Genomic DNA, 14,499 nt, shown 5'->3' with positions numbered 1-14,499 from the left:
TGACCCACCTCCTTCAGCAACGCGCCCGCCAGTCCCCGCCCTTGATGAGCCTTCCGTGCGCCCGCAACCGTGCGGCGACGATCGGGCCGGCGACGTACACCCAGGCGCGCACGGCGCTCCCGTCGGCGTCGAGAGTCACCTGCCGCGCCACCCGCTCGTAGAGGCTGCGCAGGTCACCCGGTACGCACTCCTCCAACTCGTCGAGTTCGGCCAGCAGTTCGTCGTACGCATCCGGCAGCGCCGCGACCAGTTCTCCGTGGACGACTCCGCCGGGTTCCGCCACGGCGTACGGGTAGCCGGGCCCGTCGTACAGCACCGCGCCCACGAACCGCCCCGGCCCCTCCGACCGGGTACGGCCGCGCAGGAAGCGGTCATGGTTGGGCTCGCCGGGGCGGAGGGTGCCGTATACGAAGAACGGGAGTCTCACGTGTCGGTCTCGCATTCGTGAGGGTGGGGTCCATGAGGCGGGGTTCCCGAGGCAGGGTTCCCGAGGGCGGGGACGGGTTCGCGAGGACGGGTTCGCGGGGACGGGTTCGCGGGGATGGGGAAACGATTCTCGCCATAAGTCGAGGTGAAAGCACACTCGCTCTGGACATGACATGTCATGAACCCTTAAATCTGAGCGATCCCCACCGTCTTCATCCCCAAGGAGACCGATGACTTCCCGTCTCGCCGCGGCCGGTACGGCCGCCACCACCGTCGTCCTGCTGGCCGCCGCACTCTCCCCCAGCGCAGGCGCGGCCGACAGACCGACCCGCGACACCGCGATCAGGAACGCGGTCACGGCACTCGTGGACCAGGCCGCTCACCTCGGCCTGACCTCCGTACAGGGCACCAAAGTTCGGGACGTCGTCGTCGACAAGGACGGCAGCCAGCACGTCCGTTACGACCGCACGTACCGGCAACTCCCGGTGCTCGGGGGCGACTTCGTGGTCCATCTGACGCCAGGTGGCACCTATCGGAGCGCGAGCCGCGCCACGACCCGCCCGATATCCCTGGCCACGATCAGCCCGTCGGTATCGGCCCCGGAGGCGGCCGACCTGGCGGCCTCGGCGCTGCGCGCGGCGAACCGGGGCGAGGCACTGAAGAAGACAACCTCCAAGCCCCAGCTGGTGGTTGACGCCCTGCACGGCGCCCCGAAGCTCGCCTGGCGGACGAACGCGGTGGCGCTGGACCCGGCCGGCAACCCGGTCGCCCGGACCGTGGTGACCGACGCGCGCACGGGCACCCAGATCGACGCCTGGGACAGTATCGAGACGGCTACGGGCGACGGCAGTTCCCTGTACGGCGGCACGGTCCCGCTGGAGACGACGGTCTCCGGATCGACGTACCAGCTGAAGGACCCGACCCGCGGCAACACGTACACGGGCGACGCCGCCAACGGCACCGACCTGTGCATCTTCGGCATCTGCATCGTCCGCGCCCCCCGCGACGCTCTTCACGGACGCGGACAACCACTGGGGCACGGGTGCGACAACGGACCGTGCCTCGGCGGCGGTTGACGCGCAGTACGGCACCGACGAGACGTGGGACTACTACAAGGACACGTTCGGGCGCAGCGGCATCAAGGGCAACGGGGTCGGCTCGTACAACCGCGTGCACTACGGCAACAGCTACAACAACGCCTTCTGGGACAACAGTTGCTTCTGCATGACGTACGGCGACGGCGACGGGACGACGTTCGGTCCGCTGGTCTCGCTGGACGTGGCCGGCCACGAGATGACGCACGGCGTGACGTCGTCGACGGCCAACCTGACGTACTCGGGCGAGCCGGGCGGCCTCAACGAGGCGACCTCGGACATCTTCGGCACATTGGTGGAGTTCAACGCGGCCAACTCCACTGATCTCGGCGACTACTTGATCGGCGAGAAGATCGTCAAGTCGGGCTTCGGCCGGTCGGCGCTTCGCTACATGGACCAGCCGTCGAAGGACGGGAACTCGGCCAACTGCTGGAGTTCGGGCGTCGGGAACCTGGACGTCCACTACTCGTCGGGTGTGGCGAACCACTTCGCCTACCTCCTCTCGGAGGGCAGCGGCGCCAAGACGCTGAACGGCGTCAGCTACAACTCCCCTACGTGCAACAGCTCGACGGTCGCGGGCATCGGCCGGGCCAAGCTGGGCGCGATCTGGTACAAGGCGCTGACCACGTACATGACGTCGTCGACGAACTACGCGGGTGCGCGCACCGCCACGCTGAACGCGGCGCGTGATCTGTACGGCACGAGCAGCACGGAGTACGCGGCGGTCGGCGCCGCCTGGAGCGCGGTGTCGGTGGGCTGATCCGGAGATCGGAAACGTGCCGCTGGTGGCCATCCCGGGAAGTTCGCCGGGGTGGCCACCAGGTCGCATGCTGCCTCGGGCAAGCGGAATACGTATGGTTGGCCTTGGGCTTTCAGTTGAAGCCTGCACCAACGCGTCCGCTGCGGCCGAGGAGACGATGCCAGCATGACCGAATCTGCGCCCGACCAGAGAATCGATACCTCGGTTCCGCACTCCGCCCGCATCTGGAACTACTGGCTGGGCGGCAAGGACAACTACCCCGTCGACGAGGCGGCCGGCGACGCGTACACCGCGGTCTTCCCCGGCATCGTCACGATCGCGCGCAGCAGCCGCGCGTTCCTGGGCCGTACGATCCGCCACCTGGCCGGGGAGGCGGGCATCCGCCAGTTCCTGGACGTCGGCACGGGCCTGCCGACGGTGGACAACACGCACGAGGTGGCCCAGTCGGTCGCTCCCGACGCGCGCATCGTGTACGTGGACCACGACCCGCTGGTCCTGACCCACGCCCGAGCGCTCCTCACGTCGACTTCCGAGGGCGCGACGGACTACGTGGACGCGGAGTTGTACGACACCGACCGCATCCTGGAGGCGGCGGCCAGGACACTCGACCTCTCCCGCCCGACAGCCCTGATCCTGAGCGGCATCCTGGGCCACGTGGCGGACCACGACACGGCACGCGGAATCGTCCGCGACCTGATGGCGGGCCTCCCGTCGGGCAGCTACCTCTCCCTGAACGAGGGCTCGCGGGGCACGGACCCCGACTACGAGCAGGCGCAGGACGCCTACAACGAGACGGGCGCGGTGCCGTATTTCCTGCGGCCGGTGGACCAGATCGAGGCGTACTTCGAGGGGCTCGAACTGGTGGCGCCCGGGGTGGTCTCGGTGCCGTTGTGGCGGCCGGAGACAAGCGCGTCGGGGGTGGCGGCGCCGGCTGTCGGGCAGCATGGGGGGCTGGGGCGGAAGCCTTGACCAGATCGATCGCCCTCTAGCACCGAGCCGGCACCGAGCCGGGGTTCGGTATTGGTGGTGCGATCGCGGAGTCCGGTGATGGTCAGGACACGGGCGAGGGGCGCGCCGCAGCGTATTCGGCGGTGGCCGGTGGGCAGGTGCCCACGAGGTGCGGAACTTCGCTCCGCGAGTAGCTCTCGGGTCTTCCTCTTCTGCGCCCCCGCCGAGTGCCGACCCGGCGAGAACTACTTGCGGACTCGGCCCCACGGCTTGAAGACCGAGAGCACCATCGCGAAACTCAGGAACACCATGGCGGTGGCGCCGAGGAACGCGACGAACCAGATGTCCCGCAACGGTTGTTCGCCCGAGGCGAGTTCGGTGATCGGGCCCAGGAACGCCAGCAGCATCACACAGGCGACGACGTTGAGGACCAGCTTCACCGCGACCCACCGGTAGCGAACGAGTCCCCACTTGGTCGCCAGTCCCAGCAGGACACCGGTGACAAGGCAGACCGCCCCCGCCACGAGAGCCGACAGCAGCAGGGGGACGACGAAGAAGTCCGCCAGCGCCCGGTATACGGCGGTGCGGTCGTCGCCCGCGCGTACCCAGCCGATCGCCACCAGAACGGTGGAGATCACATCTATGCCGATCCAGGCTCCCGCCGACACGACATGCGTGACCAGGACGCTCTTGCGCAGCCGAGCCGAGATGCGCCAGCGGACTCGGTTCCCCCGTGCCGACGGGGTGGTTGGGGGTGTGGTGAGGGTACTCATGGTCGTCCTTGTCTGCGGAGTGCGTGGAGTACGTGGAGTACGTGGAGTACGTGGAGTACGGGTCAGGTGCGGCGGTCGATCGGTCGATCAACCGCGGGGAACCTGTGGAAGTGGCCGAGGACCCGAGGCCGTCCGATGGGCCACCACGGAAGACGGATCCGGACTTCCCTCAGGCGTTGAGTACTTCCAGCGCGGCGGCGTGCACACCCGGCGCGGCGGCGAGATAGCTCTGGCCGGCCAGTTCCCACGGTTTGCCCTCGATGTCGGTGACGACGCCGCCGGCCTCCTGGACGAGGAGCACGCCTGCCGCATGGGACCGGACGTTGTCGAACTGCCAGTGCAGGTCCATCCGGCCGGCGGCGACCTGGGCGAGATGTTGGGTCACCGGTACGGAGACCCGCACGTAGAGGGCGGAGTTCATCATCGCGGTGAAGGCGGAGCCCATCCGCTGCGCGAGCTCGGGGTCATGACCCGGCTTGGCCTGACCGGTCCCGGCCAGTGCGCCGTCCAGCGACGTCTTGACCGAGACCCGCAGCCGTACACCGTTGAGGAACGCCCCGCCGTCCTCGGTGGCGGTGAACATCTCGTCCAGGGCCGGGAAGTAGACCACCGCCAGCACCGGGCGGCCGTCACGGACGAGGCTCACGCCGATGTTCCAGTCGGGCATGCCGTGCACGGCGTTGACGTTGCCACCGACCGGGTCGATGAGCCACCACTCGCCCGTGGCCAGCGGTCCCGATCCGTGCTCGTCGTTGAGCCAGCCCGCGCTCGGCAGGGCATCGGTCAACGCCGGGCGCAACGTGTCGACAACGGCCGCGTCATTGGCCTGGAGGTTCGCGAGCAGTTCGGAGAGCCCGGACTGACGGGACTCGGTGGAATAGCGCGTCATCATCCGGGCGCCGGCACGGCGGACGGCGGCGACGGTGGCGGCAAGCAGTTCCTGACTCATGGGATACCCCTGGAGTTGAGTGAAGTGAATCTATGTCTTGTTAAGATTTACTTTTATGCAATTGGACTTGAATCTGCTGACCGTGCTCAACGCCCTGCTCGAAGAAGGCAGCGTGATGGGCGCGGCCGAGCGGCTGCACCTGTCCTCGCCCGCGGTCAGCCGCACCCTCGGCCGGCTTCGTACCGTCACCGGGGACGACATCCTGGTGCGCACCGGCCACTCGATGACTCCCACCCCGTACGCGCTGTCGGTACGGGAGGACGTGCACCGGCTGGTCAGGCAAGCGCACGAAGTGCTCACGCCGACCCGCGAGCTGGACCTGGCCGAGCTGGATCGCACCTTCACGATCCGGTGTCACGACGCGGCAGCCGCGTCACTGGTACCGGTACTGGTCGAGAGGATCCAGCAGCGGGCTTCCGGGGTGCAGCTGCAGGTGCTGGCGGAGAACTCCGTCGACACCGACGACCTGCGACACGGCCGCGTCGATCTGGAACTCGGCGGCGGGCGGCCCCGACTCCCCGAGTTCCGGTCCGAGCCGCTCGGCGACGACCGGCTCGTCGTGGCGATGCGCGCGGGCCACCCCTGTGCCGCCGGACTCGACCTGGCGTCCTACGCGGCGCAGCCGCATGTGGTGATCTCCCGGCGTGGCCGCCTCACCGCGCCGATCGACGAGATGCTGGCCGCCGAAGGCCTGCGGCGCCGGGTGGTCGCGGCGGTGGCAACGGTGTCCACCGCCCTGCAGATCGCCGCCCGCGGCGACGCACTGGTCACCTGCACGGCGATCCTCGGCCGCCCGCTCATCAAGGCGTTCGGGCTCCTCGCCCTGCCACTGCCGATCGAGTCCCCGGCGGCGACGATCAACTGCAACTGGCACCAGCGCTACGATTCCGACCCCGCCCACGCCTGGCTCCGCGAGCAGGTCCGGGCGTCGTTCGAGGAGATCACCGCGAGCTGACCACTCCCCTGCTCCCCTACTCCGCCAACGGCAGGGCCACGGCACCGGGAAAGCCAGGCGCCTCGGCTTCGTCGAGCATCGCCGCGGCGACGGTTTCCCGGCTGACCTTCGCACCGAGATCGAAGGGAGGCGCGGCCTCCAGGCCGACCGTGCGCCGACGGGGGCTTTCCGGCCCGTCAGCGAGCATCCCGGCATGGAAGACCGTGCCCCCGGCCGCGAGAACGGTGTCGTCGGCTTCGACCTTGTCCGCGAGCCGGTCGCCCAGCACCTTGGCGAGCACGCCCACCCCCTCCCCCGCCACTTCGGCCGACTTGCCCGTGCCGTAGGCGCCGAGCCAGATGACGCGCCGTGGACCGGCGGCGACCACGGCCCGGGCGCCGGTCAGGAGAATCCCGGCCCGGTCCGTGCCGAGCGCGGACAGGACCACGGAATCCCCGTCCACGACGGCGGCGATACCGGCCGCGTCGTTCACGTCGCCCGCCACCTTCCGCAGGTTCGGGGAGTCGGGCAGGGCGATCCGCTCGGGATCACGCGCGATGGCGGTCACGGTGTGGCCACGTCGCAGCGCCTGTCGGGTGAGAGCGATTCCGGTCCGGCCGGAGGCCGCGAGGACGGTGAGGTTCATGCCGAGAACGCTAGGGAGTCCATCACTTAACATCAAGTGCAAGTAACTGACTTGATGAGTTACCCAAACGCAATCGATTGAGCGGTCGCCATGCGCGTCCGCCACCGCGCCGCTGTTCCGACGTCGGCCACATCGCTTCGGCCGCGTCGGGCGCCAGTCGTGGACCGACGCCCGAGAAAGGCGGCGAAAGAGTCGCGCACCTGAGCGCGGAGCCACGCGTGGGCCCTGTCATTGCCGTAACGGCGGGCTCAGCCCTGCTTGGGGGCTGCCTGCTGGACCACTTCGAAGGACCAGAGCGTCGACGCGGAGGAGGCCGGCTTGGGCTGCTCCCCGCCGGTGGACGCGGGGCGGTGCGCCGCCTGCGCCGGGCCCGACATCCAGGCCTGGAAGTCCTCTTCGCTGCGCCACCGCGTGTACACCAGGTAACTGTCGGTGCCCTCGACCGGTCGCAGCAGCTCGAACCACTCGAACCCGTCCGACCCCTCGACAGCACCGGCCCGCGACGCGAACCGCTTCTCCAGCACCTCGCGCTGCTCTTCAGGAACGGTGAGTACGTTGATCTTTACGATGCTCATGAGGCCCATCCTGCCGCAGGGCGGCGCTCACGGTTACGCGCGGGGGCGGTCGCGGATACAGGGGTGGCGGCAGGCAGAGGGTGCGAATCCTGCTGGTTCGTCGCCTGATCCGCGCCGCGTAAGACGTCCAGCTCACACCAGACGAGCTTGCCGACGGTCAGCTCGGTCACGCCCCAGCGGGCGGAGACGGCGTCGACGATCAGCAGTCCCCGCCCGAACATCTCATCGGGGGCAGCTTCGCGCGCACGCGGCAGTAACTCGCCCCGGGGGTCGGAGACGCTGACACGCACGGCGTGCTCCGTGAGTGCGAGCTCGACTCGGAAGAGACGGTCCCGGAGACACCCGTGCAGTACGGCGTTGCCGCCGAGCTCGGAGACCAACAGGGCGGTGTCGGAGGCGAGTTCGGGGTGACCCCAGTCGGCGAGGAGACGGTGGGCGCGATGGCGGGCGAGGGTGACGCTCTTCGGGAAAGGGGTGCAGTCGAGGCGGTCGTACTCAAGGACGGCGGCTTCAGCCATGTCGGTCACCTCCGGGCAGGGGCGAGCTGCACCACACCAACTGGTGCCGCTCTGCGATCGGCTCACAACGGAAGGTAGCTGGATGGCATCACTCCATTCAACCTCTACCCGGAAGATATCCACCGATCGTGTTTGCCACCCCGCCCCCACACGCAGCAGACTGACCGCGCACAGCACCGAAGGAGCAGCAGGTGACAGCAAGTCAGGCGCGGCAGGGGAACAGCACAACCAGCGTTCTGGGACGCAGACTTGGAGCCGAACTCCTCAAGCTTCGTACGGCCGCCGGCCTCACCCAGCCGCAGGCCGCGAAGGCGCTCTCCGCTTCGACGGCGAAGGTCGCGAAGCTGGAGGGCGGCTGGGTACCTGTGCGCGACCCGGACATCCGGGCCCTGTGTGAGCTGTACGGCGTACACGACCCGGGGACCGTTGGAGGGCTGCTGGAGCTGGCGAGGATCGACCGCGAGCGACGCAAGGCAAGCGGCTGGTGGGACGACTACGCGATGCTCGGCACGATGCAGGAGTACGTCGCGCTGGAGAACGCGGCAACGGCCATCAGGGCATGGCAGCCTGCCTTCATCCCCGGCCTGCTGCAAACTCCCGCATACGTACGGGCGTTGAGGAGTTCCCCCGCCGACACTGCGACAGTGGCCCACCGCCGAGACCCCGACGAGGAGTTCATCTCGGCGCGACTCGCGCGGCAGGAGCGGCTCACCGACGATCCGCCACTCGCCCTACGTACGGTGCTCTACGAATCCGTGTTGAGGAACCTTCCCGGGGACGTTGAGACGGCGCGCGGGCAACTCGAACACCTGACGAAGATCGCCGACCTGCCGAGCATCACCCTCCGGGTGTTTCCCTTCAGCAACGGCACGCACCAGGGGCTGAACGGTTCGTTCAACATCATCTCGTTCGCCGAGCCCGGAGCCATGGACGTCGTCTACTCCGAAGCCGCGTTCAAACAGACGTGGGTCGAAGGCGGGGAAGGAGCGGCGGCGTACGACGAGTTGTTCGAGTTGATCGCCTCCCGCTCCCTGGATGAACGAGAATCCCTCTCGTTCATCCACAACCTCAGCAAGGATCTCTGAGCCGTGCCCGATTTCCAGTTCCGCAAGTCCAGCTACAGCGACGACAAGGACGAGTGCGTCGAGATAGCCACCAACATCCCCACTACCATCGCGATACGCGACTCAAAGACCCCGACAAGTCAGCCCCTCCACGTCCACCCCAGCACCTGGGAGACGTTCCGAACCGCCGTCACAGACGACCGTCTGCGTTAACCGTCTTCACAAGCCCTGGTCTTGAACTCCGCCGCCGGGACGGTGACCGTGGATTCGGCGCCCTCGTAGCGGACCATTCCCGGCGTGAGCCGGTCACGGTCGGTCAGGGTGAAGGAGACGCTGCTCGCCGACCACGAGTTGCCCTCGGTCCAGCCGTAGAGCTTGTAAGTGGCCTTCGGGGTGAGCGATTTGAGAGATGTGGTCGCAGTCCAGTCGGCGGCGGGCGCATCAAGGGTCCAAGTCGCGAGACCGGACTTGAGCGACCGGGCGGCGGTCCATGAACCGACCGTCACATCCTTGTCGGCGTCAGCGCCGGCCACGTACAGAGTCGCGCCGTCGATGTGATGTCCGCAGACCATCATGACGCCGACCAGATGACCGTCCTCGGTCACCGAGATGCCGGTGACGGCGTCAATGGGGACCGTGCACCCCGAAGTTGCGGCCAGGGCGGCACAGGCCGCGAAAGCGCCGACGGCGCGCTGGACCAATGGCCACGAAACTGTCGGCTGCACAGCGCCCCCTGACCCGGGGTCGCTATTCGTACCCCTGTGCACCGGATGGTAGGGACGATCCGCGTCGAGCTGTGGCTCCGCCGCCGACCCGTTGTGGGCTCGTTGTGGCCCTGTAGCCAGAGGGCCTGAGTGTCCTGCGTGCCGAAGACGGACGACCGCCGGTGAGCAAGCCGCTCACGCCTCACCCGCAGCGCCTCGCCCCAGGAAAACCCTCAACAGGCGCTGTGCCGACGCGTGGTCGTATTCCTTCGCGATTTCCATCGGCGACTGCCCGTTGCGCGAGACCAACGTCGGATCAGCACCGTAGGCAAGGACAATCGCAGTGAGCGCCGCATCCAGTCGGCCTCCGGACTGTCGCGCCGAATCCCCTTCGAGTTCGATGGCGTGCGCTAGCAGCGTCAGTCCGAAGCAGGCTTCGTTCGGGTCGGCGCCGGTGTCAAGAAGCGCGGCCAGCTCTTCGTGGTCGCTGGACTCAACCGCCTGATGCGACGGCGTCCATGACTTCAATTCCACTGACGCCACACCCCACTTCATGCCCGCCCGAATGAGACACGCTGTCTTCTACGCGGTGCCGGGACCGTCGAGGAAGCGAAGCAGGACAGCGGCCTCCGCGCGGAGTTGTGCGGCCCGGTCGGCGTGCGCGGGTGCGGTCAACTGCGCCGCGACGTCCAGCCGTTCGGCGACCTCCGCGCGTACGACATCCTCCGCGTCGCGCTCGCTCAGCTCGCGCCGCGCCGCTTCGGTGGTGCCGGCGCCGACCGGCGACAACTCAAGGGCCACCCCGCGGAGTTCGGCTTCGCCCACGGGCACCGCCTCCGCGTTGTCCAGTGCACCGAGTGTTGCCCGCAGAGCGCTCACCGCGACCTTGTCACGGGCGCGCATCGCTTCTGGAAGTGCTTGACGCATACGAAGACGCAAAGACATGCAGGTGACCTTATGGCGGCGCCCCTGGGATCTACAACGCGGGCGGACAGCCCAGATTGGGCCGTGGCCGTGGCCGTGGCCGTGGCCGTGGCCGTGGCCGTGGCCGTCAAGAGCCCATCACCCGCCCCGGGAACTCTTCACGGGCTTCACGCCAGCGATTCGGTGACGGTCGTCAGGAACCCGCGAATGTACCCGGCCACAGTGTCCAGGTGGCTTTCGAGCAGGAAGTGTCCGCCTCCGGGAACCAGGTGGATCTCCGCGTCCGGCAGGTCCCTTGCGAAGGCGCGTGCTCCGTCCGGGCCGAAGATCTCGTCGCCTGCGCCCCAGACCGCGAGGAGAGGAACCTGGGTTTCCCGGAAGTAGGCGTGCACCTGAGGGTAGAGCGGTGGATTGCTGGCGTAGTCGCGGAACAGCGCGAGCTGCACGAGGTCGAGGCCCAGCCGGTTGACCTCACGGTGGTCAGCGGCCCAGGTGTCGGGGTCGACCAGCTCGGGCCGGTCCACGCCGTTCAGGTACTGCCAGCGGATGGCGTCGAGGGAGAGGGCAGCGCGGGCGGCAGGTTCGGTCTGGGGGCCCGGATTCTCGCAGTACGCCCATACGTGCTTCCAGAAATCCGGTACGAAGCCGTCCTCGTAGGCGTTGCCGTTCTGCGTGATCACCGCGGTGACCGCGTCCGGCGTGCGCAGGGCCAGCCGCCAGCCGATGGGTGCGCCGTAGTCCTGGACGTACACGGCGTAGCGGGTGACATCGAGCTGGGCCAGGAGGGCTTCGGTGACGTCGGTCAGGGAGTCGAAGGTGTAGGTGAACGCGTCCACGGGCGGGACGTCGGAGTTGCCGAAGCCCAGGTGGTCGGGGGCGATGACGTGGAATCGATCGGCCAGCGCCGGAATGAGGTGACGGAACATGCGCGAGCTGGAGGGGAATCCGTGCAGGAGCACGAGCGTGGGAGCCTCGCGGGATCCTGCCTCGCGGTAGAAGACGCGGTGTCCCCGCACAGTCGCGTATTGGTGGCGGACCTCAACCATAACTAACCCCTTCAACCTCTTTTGATGGTTACATCTCGTCGTCGTTCAGTAGACCGCCTCTGGAGTAACCTGTCAAACGACTTGATGGAGTTAGATGGGAGGTGAGGTTCGTGCTGAACGACCAAGCCCTGATGCAGGCGCTCAACAGCACCCCTGTAGCGGATGGCCGACGTCAGGACCTGTGGCGTGACGACCACGAGGTGGACAGGTGGGCGCGGGAGCACGGGGGTCTCGGCGGCGACGAGGAGCGCGGGTGGCTGCGCACCGCCCGGGACGCGCTCCAGGCGGTGGAGGCGGGCACGGCGGCGGAACCCCGTCTGAGCCGAATCCTCGCGGGCGTTCGCAAAGTCCCGCAGCCCAGCGCGTCGGGCATCGAGTGGCACTTGGAGGTGCCACCGGAGCGCAGGCTCGCCGTCGAACTCGTGCTCGCGTGGGCGGACGTCAAAGAGCGCATGCCCAGCCGACTGCGGCCGTGCGAGAACCCTGACTGCCGCCTCTTCCTTCTGGATCGCAGCCGCGCCAACACCGCACGGTGGTGCTCGATGAAGACCTGCGGGAACCGGCTCAAAGCCCGCCGGCACCAGGCCCGGACCCGGGAGGAGACCTCACGGCCCGAGTAGAGCGCCGATGAGTCGGCGCTCACACAGGCTGGTACGCGCCCGGAGATGTCAGGCGAACGGACGTGCCGGGCTCCCGGGGATTGGATGTGATCTCCCGGGGATACGGGCGGCGGCTGCGGCGACGGTTGCCAGGTCTTCGTTCGAGAAGCCGGCGCGGCTCAGCACCGCCAGGGATTTGTTCGTTGCCAGCGTGCACAACGCCAGCTCTGCCGCCTCCTGATCATCGGCCCCCGCCGCCAGCAACGCCTGCTCCAGCATCGCCCGCAAACCGTCGATCATGGCGCGGACCATCACCCGGCCCTCCGCGTCGAGGGCCGGGAACTGCGTTGCCGACACCGCGAGCAGGCAGCCGTCCGGGACCGTCGGGTCGGCGATGCGGTTCAGGGTGACCTGCAGGTATGCGGCCACAACGGCGCTCGGGCTCGGGTGGGGGCCGGACAATGCCTGGTCGTACAGCGGGTGGTAGGTCTGCGCGTACCGTTGGAGGCTTTTCCGGAAGAGGGCACTCTTGTCGCCGAAGGTGCCGTAGAGCGAGCTCCGGCCCAGGCCCGTGCCCTCGGTCAGGCGGTCGATCGAGGCCTCCGAGTAGCCCCAGCGCCAGAACACGTGCATCGCGCGTCGTAGCGCCTCGTCCACGTCGAATTGCTTGCGGCCCGCCATAGTTCGTCAGCCTACACATCTTGCACCGATCGTTTCAAGATGTGTAGGGTCGCCAGCATGACAAGTTGCACCGATCGTTCCAAGATGAGTACGGCCGACGGCACGACAAGCTTGAGTTCGCTGCGGCTGCCCGACGGGTTCACCGACGTCTTCACCAGCCGGCTCGTGGAGCTGAACGGGCTGCGGCTGCACGCGGTCACCGGCGGGGACGGCCCGCCGCTGCTGCTGGTCGGCGGGTGGCCCCAGACCTGGTACGCCTGGCGGGACGTGATGCCCGCGCTCGCCCGCGAGCACACCGTCGTCGCCGTCGACTCGCGCGGGGCCGGGCTCTCCGACAAGCCCGACGACGGTTACGACGCCGGTACGCTGGCCGCCGATCTGGTCGCCCTGATGGCCGCGCTCGGGCACGACCGGTTCGACGTGGTCGGCCACGACATCGGCATGTGGACCGGATACGCCCTCGCTGCCGATCACCCCGAGCGGGTGGGCCGGCTCGCCGTCGTCGACGCGATCATCCCCGGTCTCACGCCGACTCCGTCGGTCTTCAGCCCGGCCGCGGTCAACCAGCGGCTCTGGCACTTCGGCTTCAACCGGCTCACCGACCTCAACGAGGAGCTGGTCCGGGGGCGGGAGCAGCTCTCCTTCGGCTACCAGTTCGCCAAGAAGGCAGCCACCCCGGACGCGATCCCCGCGTACGCCGTCGACGTCTACGTCGATGCGATCGTCGCGGATCCTCGCGGGCTGCGGGCGAGCTTCGCGTACTACCGGGCGCTGGACGAGACGATCGCGCAGAACGAGCAGCGCAAGAAGACCCGGCTGACGCTGCCGGTGCTCGCCATCGGCGGCGCGCGGTACAGCGGCGCGATGGTCGCCGAGACGATGCGCCTGGCGGCCGACGATGTCACCGGGGTGGTCCTCGACGACTGCGGCCATTACGTGGCCGAGGAGCAGCCGGCGCGGTTTACCGAGATCCTGGAGGACTTCCTAGGTGGCAAACCGACAGCAGGCGTGCCGCACGGCTGACCGAGCGCCCAGGTGCAGGTCTACGGCACCTCGCCGGCGCTGGAGTCACTGAGCCTTTTCCAACCTCGTGCGTCGGCTGGGCAGTTGGCCTGACAGACGGGTGAAGCCCCTGGTAGATGGGTTTTCGACCAAGAGAATCGTCTCCACCAGGGGCTTCGCATGCTTGTCTTTCTGTCCGGCGTCGACGTGTCCAGCTCTGCCCTCCGCTTCCTTGCCACCCGCCTGCGGGAACGCCAGCGGGCTCTCGGCACCCGATGGCGTCACCTGAGCGCGGGCCGCCAGGCACTGCTCACCCTCGCCCACCTCCGCAACGGCCAGCCCTATGCCCAGCTGGCGGCCGGTTTCGGGATCGGCACCACCACCGTCTACCGCTACGTCACCGAGGCCGTCGAGCTCCTGACCGCCCTCGCCCCCGCGCTCGCCGAGGCAGTACGGGCCGCGTCGATCAAGGCGTACCTGATCCTGGACGGGACACTTCTGCCGATCGACTGGGGACACCTCCCGGCCGAAGGCTGGGGGAGAGCGCCGCCGACCGGCCCTTCTACTCGGGCAAACACAAGAAACACGGCATGAACGTGCAGGTCATAGCCGACCCGAAGGGCCGTCTCCTGTGGGCTTCACCAGCCCTGGCCGGTGCCGTCCATGACGTCAGGGCCGCACGTGAACACGGCATCATCGACGCTCTCGCCGAGGCCGGCATCAACTGCTGGTACTACAGCCGTGACTCGTGTCCGTGTCTGGTAGCCGTGTGATGCGTTGACCTGTCCGTGAGTACGGAGCGGGCGGTGCAGGTGTGGGCGGGCTGGTTCGATGACTTCTTCGCCTCTCTGGCGGG

At 68.3% G+C, this 14,499-nt stretch carries 17 protein-coding genes and 2 pseudogenes; 8 read left to right on the top strand and 11 right to left on the bottom strand.

The window, feature by feature from the left end:
- Positions 1 to 13: 13 nt before the first annotated feature.
- Positions 14 to 427: a gamma-glutamylcyclotransferase family protein gene (locus G3I71_RS26395; RefSeq protein ID WP_164317994.1), complete on the bottom strand. Its 414-nt coding sequence runs from the start codon at positions 425 to 427 to the stop codon at positions 14 to 16.
- A gap of 229 nt (positions 428 to 656) precedes the next feature.
- Between G3I71_RS26395 and G3I71_RS26390 the strand changes: the two are divergent.
- Both G3I71_RS26390 and G3I71_RS26385 read left to right on the top strand, forming a co-directional pair.
- Positions 657 to 2,280, top strand: a pseudogene (locus G3I71_RS26390) (M4 family metallopeptidase).
- 165 nt (positions 2,281 to 2,445) lie between these two features.
- Positions 2,446 to 3,249 (top strand): SAM-dependent methyltransferase, encoded by an 804-nt coding sequence (locus G3I71_RS26385; protein ID WP_164317992.1) that lies wholly within the window; start codon positions 2,446 to 2,448, stop codon positions 3,247 to 3,249.
- A 224-nt stretch (positions 3,250 to 3,473) separates the two neighbouring features.
- Here the strand turns inward: G3I71_RS26385 and G3I71_RS26380 are convergent, their stop codons facing one another.
- Positions 3,474 to 4,001: a hypothetical protein gene (locus tag G3I71_RS26380; RefSeq protein WP_239149366.1), complete on the bottom strand. Its 528-nt coding sequence runs from the start codon at positions 3,999 to 4,001 to the stop codon at positions 3,474 to 3,476.
- Between the two features lie 169 nt (positions 4,002 to 4,170).
- On the bottom strand, positions 4,171 to 4,950 hold the full coding sequence (locus tag G3I71_RS26375; protein ID WP_164317990.1) for an inositol monophosphatase: 780 nt from the start codon (positions 4,948 to 4,950) through the stop codon (positions 4,171 to 4,173).
- Positions 4,951 to 5,005: 55 nt separating this feature from the next.
- On the opposite strand from G3I71_RS26375, the gene G3I71_RS26370 reads away from it, so the two are divergent.
- Positions 5,006 to 5,905, top strand: coding sequence for a LysR family transcriptional regulator (locus G3I71_RS26370; protein ID WP_164317988.1), 900 nt, complete (start codon positions 5,006 to 5,008; stop codon positions 5,903 to 5,905).
- Between the two features lie 16 nt (positions 5,906 to 5,921).
- On the opposite strand, the gene G3I71_RS26365 is transcribed toward G3I71_RS26370, so the two are convergent.
- From G3I71_RS26365 to G3I71_RS26355, 3 genes are all read right to left on the bottom strand, one after another.
- A complete protein-coding gene (locus G3I71_RS26365) occupies positions 5,922 to 6,530 on the bottom strand; it encodes an NAD(P)-dependent oxidoreductase (RefSeq protein WP_164317986.1) in 609 nt (202 codons plus the stop codon).
- Between the two features lie 248 nt (positions 6,531 to 6,778).
- Complete coding sequence (locus G3I71_RS26360) at positions 6,779 to 7,105, bottom strand: antibiotic biosynthesis monooxygenase (RefSeq protein WP_164317984.1); 327 nt, start codon at positions 7,103 to 7,105, stop codon at positions 6,779 to 6,781.
- A complete protein-coding gene (locus G3I71_RS26355) occupies positions 7,102 to 7,623 on the bottom strand; it encodes an ATP-binding protein (RefSeq protein ID WP_239149365.1) in 522 nt (173 codons plus the stop codon). The genes G3I71_RS26360 and G3I71_RS26355 overlap by 4 nt, the downstream gene beginning before the upstream one ends.
- A 191-nt stretch (positions 7,624 to 7,814) precedes the next feature.
- On the opposite strand from G3I71_RS26355, the gene G3I71_RS26350 reads away from it, so the two are divergent.
- Positions 7,815 to 8,708 (top strand): helix-turn-helix transcriptional regulator, encoded by an 894-nt coding sequence (locus G3I71_RS26350; protein WP_164317982.1) that lies wholly within the window; start codon positions 7,815 to 7,817, stop codon positions 8,706 to 8,708.
- 3 nt (positions 8,709 to 8,711) lie between these two features.
- Entirely contained in the window at positions 8,712 to 8,900 is a 189-nt protein-coding gene (locus tag G3I71_RS26345) for a DUF397 domain-containing protein (RefSeq protein ID WP_164317980.1), read from the top strand.
- Here the strand turns inward: G3I71_RS26345 and G3I71_RS26340 are convergent.
- The 4 genes from G3I71_RS26340 to G3I71_RS26325 form a co-directional block, all read right to left on the bottom strand.
- Positions 8,897 to 9,412, bottom strand: a complete 516-nt coding sequence (locus G3I71_RS26340) for a hypothetical protein (protein ID WP_239149364.1) — start codon at positions 9,410 to 9,412, stop codon at positions 8,897 to 8,899. The genes G3I71_RS26345 and G3I71_RS26340 overlap by 4 nt on opposite strands.
- Positions 9,413 to 9,586: 174 nt before the next feature.
- Entirely contained in the window at positions 9,587 to 9,934 is a 348-nt protein-coding gene (locus G3I71_RS26335) for an ankyrin repeat domain-containing protein (RefSeq protein WP_343243081.1), read from the bottom strand.
- A 39-nt stretch (positions 9,935 to 9,973) separates the two neighbouring features.
- Positions 9,974 to 10,294 (bottom strand): hypothetical protein, encoded by a 321-nt coding sequence (locus G3I71_RS26330; protein WP_164317976.1) that lies wholly within the window; start codon positions 10,292 to 10,294, stop codon positions 9,974 to 9,976.
- Between the two features lie 188 nt (positions 10,295 to 10,482).
- The gene (locus G3I71_RS26325; RefSeq protein ID WP_164317974.1) at positions 10,483 to 11,361 is read right to left on the bottom strand and encodes an alpha/beta fold hydrolase; all 879 of its coding nucleotides are present in this window, start codon (positions 11,359 to 11,361) and stop codon (positions 10,483 to 10,485) included.
- Between the two features lie 110 nt (positions 11,362 to 11,471).
- Between G3I71_RS26325 and G3I71_RS26320 the strand changes: the two genes are divergently transcribed.
- Complete coding sequence (locus tag G3I71_RS26320; RefSeq protein ID WP_164317972.1) at positions 11,472 to 11,981, top strand: CGNR zinc finger domain-containing protein; 510 nt, start codon at positions 11,472 to 11,474, stop codon at positions 11,979 to 11,981.
- Positions 11,982 to 12,029: 48 nt separating this feature from the next.
- Here the strand turns inward: G3I71_RS26320 and G3I71_RS26315 are convergent, their stop codons facing one another.
- Positions 12,030 to 12,641: a TetR/AcrR family transcriptional regulator gene (locus G3I71_RS26315; RefSeq protein WP_203731451.1), complete on the bottom strand. Its 612-nt coding sequence runs from the start codon at positions 12,639 to 12,641 to the stop codon at positions 12,030 to 12,032.
- An 84-nt stretch (positions 12,642 to 12,725) separates the two neighbouring features.
- Between G3I71_RS26315 and G3I71_RS26310 the strand changes: the two genes are divergently transcribed.
- Together G3I71_RS26310 and G3I71_RS26305 are read left to right on the top strand one after the other, a co-directional pair.
- Positions 12,726 to 13,664 carry an alpha/beta fold hydrolase gene (locus G3I71_RS26310; protein WP_239149363.1) on the top strand — a complete coding sequence of 313 codons (939 nt, stop codon included), beginning with the start codon at positions 12,726 to 12,728 and terminating at the stop codon, positions 13,662 to 13,664.
- Positions 13,665 to 13,823: 159 nt separating this feature from the next.
- Positions 13,824 to 14,365: pseudogene (locus G3I71_RS26305) on the top strand (transposase family protein); the annotation flags it as partial.
- Positions 14,366 to 14,499: the final 134 nt, after the last annotated feature.

The organism is Streptomyces sp. SID12501, assembly GCF_010550245.1.
In the GTDB taxonomy this organism is placed as follows: Bacteria; Actinomycetota; Actinomycetes; order Streptomycetales; family Streptomycetaceae; genus Streptomyces.
The sequence above is the reverse complement of the archived record's forward strand: the minus strand, read 5'-3'. Positions and strand labels throughout refer to the sequence as shown.